Origin of the sequence: Pseudomonas sp. WHRI 8519, assembly GCF_040224055.2 — a bacterium.
Taxonomy (GTDB): Bacteria; Pseudomonadota; Gammaproteobacteria; order Pseudomonadales; family Pseudomonadaceae; genus Aquipseudomonas; species Aquipseudomonas putida_X.
Genome location: NZ_CP167996.1, coordinates 5,546,766 through 5,558,513 on the forward strand (window position 1 = coordinate 5,546,766; position 11,748 = coordinate 5,558,513).

Below are 11,748 nucleotides of genomic sequence, written 5' to 3' on the forward strand. Positions count from 1 at the left end.
CCCTCTAGTTACTTGCGACGACGGACGATCATGTTGTCGGTACGCTTATTACCACGGGTTTTAGCACCCTTGGTTGGGAAGCCCCATGGCGATACCGGATGACGACCACCGGAGGTACGACCTTCACCACCACCATGTGGGTGGTCAACCGGGTTCATGGCAACACCACGAACGGTTGGGCGAACGCCGCGCCAGCGTTTGGCACCAGCTTTACCCAGCGAGCGCAGGCTGTGCTCGGAGTTCGAGACTTCGCCCAGGGTCGCACGGCACTCAGCCAGTACTTTACGCATCTCACCGGAACGCAGACGCAGAGTCACGTAGACGCCTTCACGAGCGATCAGCTGAGCCGAAGCACCAGCGGAACGAGCGATCTGAGCACCTTTACCCGGCTTCAGTTCGATGCCGTGAATGGTGCTACCTACTGGGATATTGCGCAGCTGCAGGGAGTTACCGGCCTTGATTGGGGCCAGAGCACCTGCGATCAGCTGGTCGCCAGCACTCACGCCTTTAGGGGCGATGATGTAGCGACGCTCACCGTCTGCGTAGCACAGCAGGGCGATGTGAGCAGTACGGTTTGGATCGTATTCGATACGCTCGACAGTGGCTGGGATGCCATCTTTGTCGTTGCGACGGAAGTCGACCAGACGGTAATGCTGCTTATGACCACCACCAACGTGACGAGTGGTGATGCGGCCATTGTTGTTACGACCACCAGACTTCGATTTCTTCTCGAGCAGCGGTGCGTGAGGAGCGCCTTTGTGCAGCTCCTGGTTGACCACCTTGACCACGAAACGGCGGCCAGGGGAAGTCGGTTTGCATTTAACGATTGCCATGATGCACCCCTTCCTTACTCAGCACTGCTGCTGAAATCGAGATCTTGGCCTGGCTGAAGGGAGACGATCGCCTTCTTCCAGTCATTGCGCTTGCCCAGACCACGTGCGGTACGCTTGGTTTTACCCAGAACGTTAACAGTCGACACGTTTTCAACTTTTACGTTGAACAGGCCTTCGACAGCTTTCTTGATTTCCAGCTTGGTTGCGTCAGTAGCAACCTTGAATACGAACTGGCCTTTTTTCTCAGCCAGAACGGTAGCCTTCTCGGAAACGTGCGGGCCAAGGAGGACTTTAAATACGCGTTCCTGGTTCATCCCAGCAGCTCCTCGAATTTCTTCACGGCCGAGACAGTGATCAACACTTTCTCGTATGCGATCAGACTGACCGGGTCGGAACCTTGAACGTCACGTACATCGACGTGCGGCAGGTTACGAGCAGCCAGGTACAGGTTCTGATCAACAGCGTCCGAAACGATCAGAACGTCGCTCAGACCCATGCCGTTCAGCTTGTTCAGCAGATCTTTGGTTTTCGGTGCTTCAACAGCGAAGTCCTGAACCACGACCAGACGGTCGCTACGCACCAGCTCAGCGAGGATGGAGCGCAGAGCTGCGCGATACATCTTCTTGTTGAGCTTCTGCGAGTGATCCTGAGGACGAGCTGCGAAGGTTACACCACCGCCACGCCAGATCGGACCACGAGTGGTACCAGCACGAGCACGGCCAGTACCCTTCTGACGCCATGGGCGCTTACCGCCACCAGCCACGTCGGAACGGGTCTTTTGCTGCTTGGTGCCCTGACGGCCGCCGGCCATGTAGGCCACGACTGCTTGGTGTACCAGCGTCTCGTTGAATTCGCCACCGAAAGTCAGTTCGGAAACTTCGATCGCCTGAGCGTCATTTACATTAAGTTGCATGTCAGTTTCCCCTTAACCGCGAGCCTTGACAGCTGGACGTACAACCACGTCGCCGCCAGTAGCGCCAGGAACGGCACCCTTGACCAGCAGCAGGTTGCGCTCAGCGTCTACGCGAACTACTTCCAGGGACTGAACAGTCACGCGCTCGGCGCCCATGTGACCGGACATTTTCTTGCCCTTGAACACACGACCAGGAGTCTGGCACTGGCCGATGGAGCCTGGGACACGGTGCGACACGGAGTTACCGTGGGTGTTGTCCTGGCCACGGAAGTTCCAGCGCTTGATGGTACCGGCAAAGCCTTTACCTTTGGACTGACCAGTAACGTCTACCAGCTGGCCTGCAGTGAAGAGTTCAGCTTTGATCGAGTCGCCAGCCTGGAACTCGCCTTCTTCAAGACGGAACTCCCAGACACCGCGACCAGCGGCAACGTTGGCCTTGGCGAAGTGACCTGCCTGAGCGGCAGTCACACGCGAAGCACGACGCTCGCCGACAGTGACTTGCACTGCACGGTAGCCATCGGTTTCTTCAGTTTTGAACTGGGTGACGCGATTCGGCTCGATCTCAATGACCGTGACCGGAATGGAGACACCTTCTTCGGTGAAAATGCGGGTCATACCGCACTTGCGACCGACTACACCAATAGTCATGTTGTAAACCTCATGAGTGTACGGGGCTTTCACCCGCTATGGCCGCCCATTTCAGAGCGTTACACGACAAGACCGAAGTCTTAGCCGAGGCTGATCTGCACTTCCACACCTGCCGCCAGATCAAGCTTCATCAGCGCGTCAACGGTTTTATCCGTTGGCTGGACGATGTCCAGAACACGCTTATGAGTGCGGATCTCGTACTGGTCACGCGCGTCTTTGTTGACGTGCGGGGAGACCAGAACGGTGAAACGCTCTTTGCGGGTAGGCAGTGGAATTGGACCACGCACTTGTGCACCAGTACGTTTCGCGGTTTCCACGATTTCCTGGGTGGATTGGTCGATCAGGCGATGGTCGAAAGCCTTCAACCTGATTCGGATTTGCTGATTTTGCATTGGATTTCAGACTCCAGGCTGTTCCCAACGGACGCACTACGCCCGCTAAAAGGAGGCGTGATTCTATAGACGCCCCTATTTAGTGTCAACCCAATAAAAAAAACCCCCGCTGAGCGGGGGTTTTTTCAATCGGTCGAGTGATTACTCGATGATTTTGGCCACGACGCCGGCGCCGACGGTACGACCGCCTTCACGGATAGCGAAGCGCAGACCGTCTTCCATTGCGATGGTCTTGATCAGGGTAACAGTCATCTGAATGTTGTCACCTGGCATTACCATTTCAACGCCTTCCGGCAGTTCGCAGTTACCGGTCACGTCAGTGGTACGGAAGTAGAACTGAGGACGGTAGCCTTTGAAGAACGGAGTGTGACGGCCGCCTTCTTCCTTCGACAGAACGTAGACTTCTGCGGTGAACTTGGTGTGCGGCTTGACCGAACCTGGCTTGACCAGAACCTGGCCACGCTCAACGTCGTCACGCTTGGTACCACGCAGCAGAACGCCGCAGTTCTCGCCAGCACGGCCTTCGTCCAGCAGCTTGCGGAACATCTCAACACCGGTGCAGGTGGTGGTGGTGGTGTCACGCAGACCAACGATTTCCAGCGGATCTTGAACGCGGACGATACCACGCTCGATACGGCCGGTAACAACGGTACCACGACCCGAGATCGAGAATACGTCTTCGATCGGCATCAGGAACGGCTGGTCGATCGCACGAACTGGCTCAGGAATGTAGCTGTCCAGAGTCTCTACCAGCTTCTTGACAGCGGTAGTGCCCATTTCGTTGTCGTCTTTGCCTTCCAGCGCCATACGAGCGGAACCGATGATGATCGGAGTGTCGTCGCCTGGGAAGTCGTAGGTGGACAGCAGGTCGCGAACTTCCATCTCGACCAGTTCCAGCAGCTCAGCGTCGTCTACCAGGTCGGCCTTGTTCAGGAAGACCACGATGTACGGAACGCCAACCTGACGGGACAGCAGGATGTGCTCACGGGTTTGTGGCATCGGACCATCGGCGGCCGAGCAAACCAGGATCGCGCCGTCCATCTGGGCAGCACCGGTGATCATGTTCTTCACATAGTCAGCGTGACCTGGGCAGTCAACGTGAGCGTAGTGACGAATGGTCGAGTTGTACTCAACGTGAGCGGTGTTGATGGTGATACCGCGCGCTTTTTCTTCCGGAGCCGAGTCGATCTTGTCGAACTCAACGATTGCCGAACCGAAAACTTCGGAGCAAACGCGAGTCAGAGCTGCGGTCAGAGTGGTCTTACCGTGGTCAACGTGGCCGATGGTGCCAACGTTAACGTGCGGAAGGGAACGATCAAATTTTTCTTTAGCCACGACAGTGAACCTCTTGCCTAAAGGGGATTAGCCTTGTTTTTTAACGAGTGCTTCGACGATGTTCGACGGAGCTTCGGCGTATTTGGAGAATTCCATGGAGTAGCTTGCGCGACCCTGAGACATGGAACGAACGTCGGTCGCGTAACCGAACATCTCTCCGAGCGGTACCTCAGCAGTGATTACCTTGCCGGACACCGAGTCTTCATTACCCTGGATCATCCCACGACGACGGCTCAGGTCACCCATCACGTCACCCAGGTAATCTTCCGGGGTTACAACTTCGACCTTCATGATCGGCTCAAGCACCACGCCACCGCCCTTCTGGGCCAGTTGCTTGGTCGCCATCGAAGCGGCGATCTTGAACGCCATTTCGTTGGAGTCGACGTCGTGATACGAACCATCGAATACCGTGGCCTTCAGGCCAAGCAGCGGATAACCGGCAACAACGCCGTTTTTCATCTGCTCTTCGATACCCTTCTGGATCGGGGCGATGAATTCCTTAGGAATCACACCACCAACGACTTCGTTGGTGAACACCAGACCTTCGGTGATGTTGCCCTTCTCGTCTACGTCCGGCTCCGAGAAACGGATCCAGCAGTGACCGAACTGACCACGACCACCCGACTGACGAACGAACTTACCTTCGATTTCGACGTTGGACTTGGTGATCTTCTCGCGGTACGAAACCTGCGGCTTGCCGACGTTGCACTCGACGTTGAACTCGCGCTTCATGCGGTCAACGAGGATGTCCAGGTGCAGCTCACCCATACCGGAGATGATGGTCTGGCCGGTTTCTTCGTCGGTTTTGACGCGGAACGACGGGTCTTCCTGGGCCAGCTTGCCCAGTGCGATGCCCATCTTCTCCTGGTCAGCCTTGGTCTTCGGCTCTACGGAGAGCGAAATAACCGGCTCAGGGAAGTCCATACGCTCAAGGATGATCGGCTTGTCGGCGTTGCACAGGGTGTCACCGGTGGTGACGTCCTTCATGCCGATCAGAGCAGCGATGTCGCCTGCACGTACTTCCTTGATTTCTTCCCGCTGGTTGGCGTGCATCTGCACCATACGGCCAACGCGCTCTTTCTTGCCCTTGACCGAGTTGATGACGGAGTCACCGGAGGTCAGGAAGCCCGAGTAGACGCGGACGAAGGTCAGAGTACCAACGAATGGGTCAGTAGCGATCTTGAACGCCAAGGCCGAGAACGGCGCGTTGTCGTCAGCAGGACGCTCGTCGTACTGCTCTGGCTGAACCTCATCCTTCGGCACGTCGATCAGATCAGGGTGGATACCCTTGATCGCAGGAATCTCGGTTGGCGCAGGCAGGTAATCAATGACGGCGTCGAGAACCAGGGGAACGCCCTTGTTCTTGAACGAGGAACCGCAGACAGCAGGAACGATCTCGCTCGCCAGGGTACGGGCGCGCAGACCAGCCTTGATGTCTTCGACGGACAGGTCACCTTCTTCAAGGTACTTGTTCATCAGCTCTTCGTTGGCCTCGGCAGCAGCCTCGACCATGTTGCTGCGCCATTCGTTGGCCAGCTCGACCATATCCGCAGGAATTTCTTCTTCGCGGTAGGTAGTGCCTTTGTCGTCGTCGTTCCAGAAGATGGCTTTCATCTTGATCAGGTCGACCTGACCCTGGAAGTCGTCTTCAGCACCGATAGCCAGCTGTACTGGAACCGGAGTGTGACCCAGGCGGTTCTTGATCTGACCTACGACGCGCAGGAAGTTGGCACCGGCACGGTCCATCTTGTTCACGTAGACAACACGTGGAACGCCGTACTTGTTGGCCTGACGCCATACGGTCTCGGACTGCGGCTCAACGCCGGAGGTACCGCAGAACACAACGACCGCGCCGTCGAGTACACGCAGCGAACGCTCTACTTCAATGGTGAAGTCAACGTGGCCAGGGGTATCGATGACGTTTACGCGGTAGTTGTCGTACTGACCACGGGAACCTTTCCAGAAGGTGGTAACGGCAGCGGAGGTAATGGTGATACCGCGCTCCTGCTCCTGCACCATCCAGTCGGTGGTCGCGGCGCCATCATGCACCTCGCCCATCTTGTGGCTCAGACCTGTGTAGAACAGGATCCGCTCGGTAGTGGTGGTCTTACCCGCGTCAACGTGGGCACAGATACCAATGTTACGGTAGCGGTTAATTGCTGTAGTACGAGCCATAAAGCCCTCGCAAAATGATTGATGCTTGAATTAGAAGCGGTAGTGCGAGAACGCTTTGTTGGCTTCAGCCATACGGTGCACGTCTTCACGCTTCTTGACTGCAGCACCCTTGCCTTCGGCAGCATCCAGCAGCTCGCCAGCCAGGCGCAGAGCCATCGACTTCTCGCCGCGCTTGCGGGCGTAGTCTACGAGCCAGCGCATTGCCAGAGCGTTACGACGGGATGGACGAACTTCAACCGGGACCTGGTAAGTGGCACCGCCGACACGACGGGACTTTACTTCGACCAGCGGAGCGATGGCGTCGAGAGCTTTCTCGAAGATTTCCAGGGGGTCGCTGTTCTTGCGTGCTTTGACGGTATCCAGGGCACCGTAAACGATGCGCTCGGCTACGGCCTTCTTGCCGCTTTCCATCACGTGGTTCATGAACTTGGCGAGAATCTGGGATCCGTACTTCGGATCGTCAAGGATCTCACGTTTTGCTGCTACACGACGTCTTGGCATGATAAGCCCTCAAACGGTCTTCAGGTTAGCCCGGGACGTGGGTCTTCGACCCCTGCCCGACCTTACTCTTATCGACTCAAAAAAATGGATGTCTGCAAACGGCCGATTACTTCGGACGCTTGGTACCGTACTTCGAACGACCCTGGTTACGGCCTTTGACGCCCGAAGTATCCAGAGAGCCGCGAACGGTGTGGTAACGAACACCTGGCAAGTCTTTTACACGGCCGCCACGGATCAGGACGACGCTGTGCTCTTGCAGGTTGTGGCCTTCACCGCCGATGTACGAGGAAACCTCGAAACCGTTGGTCAGACGCACACGGCATACTTTACGCAGTGCCGAGTTAGGTTTTTTCGGCGTAGTGGTGTACACACGGGTGCACACGCCACGACGTTGCGGGCAGTTCTGCAGCGCAGGAACGTCGGACTTTTCGACCGAACGCTTACGCGGCTGACGTACCAGCTGGTTGATAGTTGCCATCTACTAGCTCCACTGATTGTCTTGCGACTCTATTGTCTTGCAAGAAAGCCAAAAATTGGCGAGACGGAGCCTCACCAAATTTAAGGGTACAAAAGTCTAAAGAGGATCTTGCACCCAGTCAAGACAAGGCCCCGGCCCTCCCCGCCCGATCATCGGCAACATTTCATGTCGCCGATGACCGTGAGGAGCTTGCCGGGGCCCTGCCCTGTACTTAGTTACCGCTGGAGTTCAGCGCTTCGGTCAGTGCGGCTTCCACCTCACTGGCACTTACGCGCAGCGGTTTGTCGGCATCACGGCGACGCTTACGCTCGCTGTGGTAGGCCAGACCGGTACCGGCCGGGATCAGACGACCCACGACCACGTTCTCTTTCAGGCCGCGCAGGTAATCGCGCTTGCCGGTTACGGCCGCTTCGGTCAGCACGCGGGTGGTTTCCTGGAAGGAAGCCGCGGAGATGAACGACTCGGTCGACAGCGAGGCCTTGGTGATACCCAGCAGTACACGGGTGAACTTCGATACGAACTTGTCATCGGCGGCGAGACGCTCGTTCTCGACCAGCACCTGAGTCAGTTCCATCTGGTCGCCCTTGATGAAGCTGGAATCGCCCGACTCGGAGATCTCGACCTTACGCAGCATCTGACGCAGGATGGTCTCGATGTGCTTGTCGTTGATCTTAACGCCTTGCAGACGGTAAACGTCCTGGATCTCGTTGACGATGTATTTCGCCAGCGCGCTCACACCCAGCAGACGCAGGATGTCGTGCGGATCGCTCGGGCCGTCGGAGATGACTTCGCCGCGGTTTACCTGTTCGCCTTCGAAGACGTTCAGGTGGCGCCACTTCGGAATCAGCTCTTCATACGGATCGCTACCGTCGGTCGGGGTAATGACCAGACGACGCTTGCCTTTGGTCTCCTTGCCGAATGCGATGGTGCCGCTGACTTCAGCCAGAATCGAGGCTTCTTTCGGACGACGCGCTTCGAACAGGTCGGCAACACGTGGCAGACCACCGGTGATGTCACGGGTCTTCGACGTTTCTTGCGGGATACGCGCGATAACGTCACCAACACCGATCTGTGCACCGTCAGCAACACCTACCAAGGCGTTCGCTGGCAGGAAGTACTGTGCAGGTACGTCGGTACCTGGCAGGTACAGATCCTTGCCGTTGGCATCGACCATCTTGATTGCCGGACGGATTTCCTTGCCTGAGGCAGGGCGATCCTTGACGTCCAGTACTTCGATGTTGGTCAGGCCGGTCAGCTCGTCGGTCTGGCGCTTGATGGTGATGTTTTCTTCCATGCCCACGAAGGTCACGGTACCTTTGAGCTCGGTAACGATCGGGTGGGTGTGCGGGTCCCACTTGGCGACGATGGCGCCAGCTTCGACCTTGTCACCTTCCTTGACCGAAATAACCGCACCGTAAGGCAGCTTGTAACGCTCGCGCTCACGACCGAATTCATCGGCAATGGCCAGCTCACCGGAACGCGATACGGCAACCAGGTTGCCATCGGCGCGCTCGACCTGCTTCAGGTTGTGCAGACGGACCATACCGCCGTTCTTCACCTGGACGCTGTCGGCAGCCGAAGTACGGCTTGCAGCACCACCGATGTGGAACGTACGCATGGTCAGCTGGGTACCCGGCTCACCGATCGACTGTGCAGCGATAACGCCGACAGCTTCACCGATGTTCACCTGATGACCGCGGGCCAGATCACGACCGTAGCACTTGGCGCAGATACCGTAGCGGGTTTCGCAGTTGATCGGCGAACGCACGACAACTTCGTCGATGCTGTTCAGCTCGATGAACTCGACCCACTGCTCGTCGACCAGGGTACCGGCAGGAACGATGACGTCCTCGGTGCCTGGCTTGAACACGTCGCGGGCGATGACACGGCCCAGTACACGCTCACCCAACGGCTCTACAACGTCACCGCCTTCAATGTGCGGAGTCATCAGCAGGCCTTGGTCGGTACCGCAATCGATCTCGGTTACAACCAGGTCTTGCGCAACGTCCACCAGACGACGGGTCAGGTAACCGGAGTTCGCAGTCTTCAACGCGGTATCCGCCAGACCTTTACGAGCACCGTGCGTCGAGATGAAGTACTGCAGTACGCTCAGACCTTCACGGAAGTTCGCGGTGATCGGCGTCTCGATGATCGAGCCGTCCGGCTTGGCCATCAGACCACGCATACCGGCCAACTGACGGATCTGTGCTGCGGAACCCCGCGCACCCGAGTCAGCCATCATGTACATCGAGTTGAAGGACTCTTGCTCGACTTCTTTGCCCTCGCGGTCGATGACCTTCTCTTTCGAGAGGTTGGCCATCATCGCCTTGGACACTTCGTCGTTCGCCTTGGACCACAAGTCGATGACCTTGTTGTACTTCTCGCCCTGGGTTACCAGGCCGGAAGCGTACTGGCTCTCGATTTCCTTCACTTCATCAGTGGCGCTGCCAATGATGCGTGCTTTTTCATCAGGGATGACGAAGTCATTCACACCGATGGAAACGCCGGAAATGGTCGAGTAGGCGAAACCGGTGTACATCAACTGGTCGGCGAAGATCACGGTCTCTTTCAGACCAACCACGCGGTAGCACTGGTTGATCAGCTTGGAGATCGCCTTTTTCTTCATCGGCTGGTTGACCACATCGTACGGCAGGCCTGCCGGTACAACCTGGAACAGCAGAGCACGGCCGACAGTGGTGTCGACGATGCGGGTGTTCTTGGTGATGCTGCCATCACGGTCTTTCACGGTCTCGTTGATACGGACCTTGATCTTCGCGTGCAGAGCGGCTTCGCCGGCGCGGAATACGCGGTCGACTTCCTGCAGGTCGGCGAATACGCGACCCTCGCCCTTGGCATTGATGGCTTCACGGGTCATGTAGTACAGACCCAGTACAACGTCCTGCGACGGAACGATGATTGGCTCACCGTTGGCTGGCGACAGAATGTTGTTGGTCGACATCATCAGCGCGCGCGCTTCAAGCTGTGCTTCCAGCGTCAGAGGCACGTGAACGGCCATCTGGTCACCGTCGAAGTCGGCGTTGTACGCAGCACAGACCAGCGGGTGCAGCTGAATGGCCTTGCCTTCGATGAGCACAGGCTCGAACGCCTGGATACCCAGACGGTGAAGGGTCGGTGCACGGTTCAGCAGTACGGGGTGTTCGCGAATCACTTCAGCGAGAACGTCCCATACCTCTGGCAGCTCGCGCTCGACCATCTTCTTGGCAGCCTTGATGGTGGTCGCCAGACCACGCATTTCCAGCTTGCCGAAAATGAACGGCTTAAACAGCTCCAGGGCCATCTTCTTCGGCAGACCGCACTGATGCAGACGCAGGGTCGGGCCTACGGTAATTACCGAACGGCCGGAGTAGTCCACACGCTTGCCGAGCAAGTTCTGACGGAAGCGACCTTGCTTACCTTTGATCATGTCGGCCAGGGACTTCAGCGGACGCTTGTTCGAGCCAGTGATGGCGCGACCGCGACGGCCGTTGTCCAGCAGGGCGTCTACCGCTTCCTGCAGCATGCGCTTTTCGTTGCGCACGATGATGTCCGGCGCCGACAGATCGAGCAGGCGCTTGAGACGGTTGTTACGGTTGATCACCCGACGATACAGGTCGTTCAGGTCGGAGGTCGCGAAGCGGCCGCCATCCAGCGGAACCAATGGGCGCAGGTCCGGCGGCAGTACCGGCAGAACGGTCAGAACCATCCACTCAGGCAGGTTGCCCGAGCCCTGGAAGGCTTCCATCAGCTTCAAGCGCTTGGACAGCTTCTTGATCTTGGTTTCCGAGTTGGTCTGCGGAATCTCTTCGCGCAGGCGACCGATCTCGTGCTCCAGGTCGATAGCGTGCAGCAGCTCGCGGACAGCCTCGGCACCCATGCGGGCGTCGAAATCGTCACCGAACTCTTCCAGCGCTTCGAAGTACTGCTCGTCATTCAGCAGCTGGCCCTTCTCGAGGGTAGTCATGCCTGGGTCGATTACGACGTAGCTCTCAAAATAGAGCACGCGCTCGATGTCACGCAGGGTCATGTCCATCAGCAGGCCGATACGGGACGGCAGCGACTTCAGGAACCAGATGTGGGCGACCGGCGAGGCCAGCTCGATGTGCGCCATGCGCTCACGACGAACCTTGGCAAGGGCAACTTCAACGCCGCACTTCTCGCAGATCACACCGCGGTGCTTGAGGCGCTTGTACTTGCCGCACAGGCACTCGTAGTCCTTCACCGGGCCAAAGATCTTGGCGCAGAAAAGGCCGTCACGCTCAGGCTTGAACGTACGGTAGTTGATGGTTTCCGGCTTCTTAACTTCACCGAACGACCACGAACGGATCATTTCAGGCGACGCCAGACCGATGCGGATGGCGTCGAACTCTTCGACTTGACCCTGGTTTTTCAGCAAATTCAGTAGGTCTTTCAAGGCCTTTCCTCCTGGCGGAGCAGGAAGCGGGCTGTACCAGCCCCGCTCCCCTTCGCGTCACG

General features: G+C 57.6%; 10 protein-coding genes. All 10 read right to left on the bottom strand.

Annotation, left to right across the window (positions count from 1 at the left end; genetic code table 11):
• Positions 1-8 precede the first annotated feature (8 nt).
• Positions 9-833, bottom strand: a complete 825-nt coding sequence (gene rplB, locus ABRP30_RS25440; protein ID WP_012316518.1) for a 50S ribosomal protein L2 — start codon at positions 831-833, stop codon at positions 9-11.
• A gap of 14 nt (positions 834-847) precedes the next feature.
• On the bottom strand, positions 848-1,147 hold the full coding sequence (gene rplW, locus ABRP30_RS25445; protein WP_003255484.1) for a 50S ribosomal protein L23: 300 nt from the start codon (positions 1,145-1,147) through the stop codon (positions 848-850).
• On the bottom strand, positions 1,144-1,746 hold the full coding sequence (gene rplD / locus ABRP30_RS25450; RefSeq protein ID WP_003255485.1) for a 50S ribosomal protein L4: 603 nt from the start codon (positions 1,744-1,746) through the stop codon (positions 1,144-1,146). The genes rplW and rplD overlap by 4 nt, the downstream gene beginning before the upstream one ends.
• A 12-nt stretch (positions 1,747-1,758) precedes the next feature.
• Positions 1,759-2,394 (bottom strand): 50S ribosomal protein L3, encoded by a 636-nt coding sequence (rplC, locus tag ABRP30_RS25455; protein WP_012316519.1) that lies wholly within the window; start codon positions 2,392-2,394, stop codon positions 1,759-1,761.
• A gap of 80 nt (positions 2,395-2,474) precedes the next feature.
• Positions 2,475-2,786 carry a 30S ribosomal protein S10 gene (gene rpsJ / locus ABRP30_RS25460; RefSeq protein WP_003186070.1) on the bottom strand — a complete coding sequence of 104 codons (312 nt, stop codon included), beginning with the start codon at positions 2,784-2,786 and terminating at the stop codon, positions 2,475-2,477.
• 141 nt (positions 2,787-2,927) lie between these two features.
• Positions 2,928-4,121 (bottom strand): elongation factor Tu, encoded by a 1,194-nt coding sequence (tuf, locus tag ABRP30_RS25465; RefSeq protein WP_003255489.1) that lies wholly within the window; start codon positions 4,119-4,121, stop codon positions 2,928-2,930.
• A 27-nt stretch (positions 4,122-4,148) separates the two neighbouring features.
• Positions 4,149-6,296, bottom strand: coding sequence for an elongation factor G (gene fusA, locus ABRP30_RS25470; RefSeq protein WP_267819157.1), 2,148 nt, complete (start codon positions 6,294-6,296; stop codon positions 4,149-4,151).
• Between the two features lie 30 nt (positions 6,297-6,326).
• Positions 6,327-6,797, bottom strand: a complete 471-nt coding sequence (rpsG, locus tag ABRP30_RS25475; protein ID WP_003246741.1) for a 30S ribosomal protein S7 — start codon at positions 6,795-6,797, stop codon at positions 6,327-6,329.
• Positions 6,798-6,903: 106 nt separating this feature from the next.
• Entirely contained in the window at positions 6,904-7,275 is a 372-nt protein-coding gene (gene rpsL, locus ABRP30_RS25480) for a 30S ribosomal protein S12 (RefSeq protein ID WP_003255492.1), read from the bottom strand.
• A 211-nt stretch (positions 7,276-7,486) separates the two neighbouring features.
• Entirely contained in the window at positions 7,487-11,686 is a 4,200-nt protein-coding gene (gene rpoC / locus ABRP30_RS25485) for a DNA-directed RNA polymerase subunit beta' (RefSeq protein WP_241806277.1), read from the bottom strand.
• Positions 11,687-11,748 lie beyond the last annotated feature (62 nt).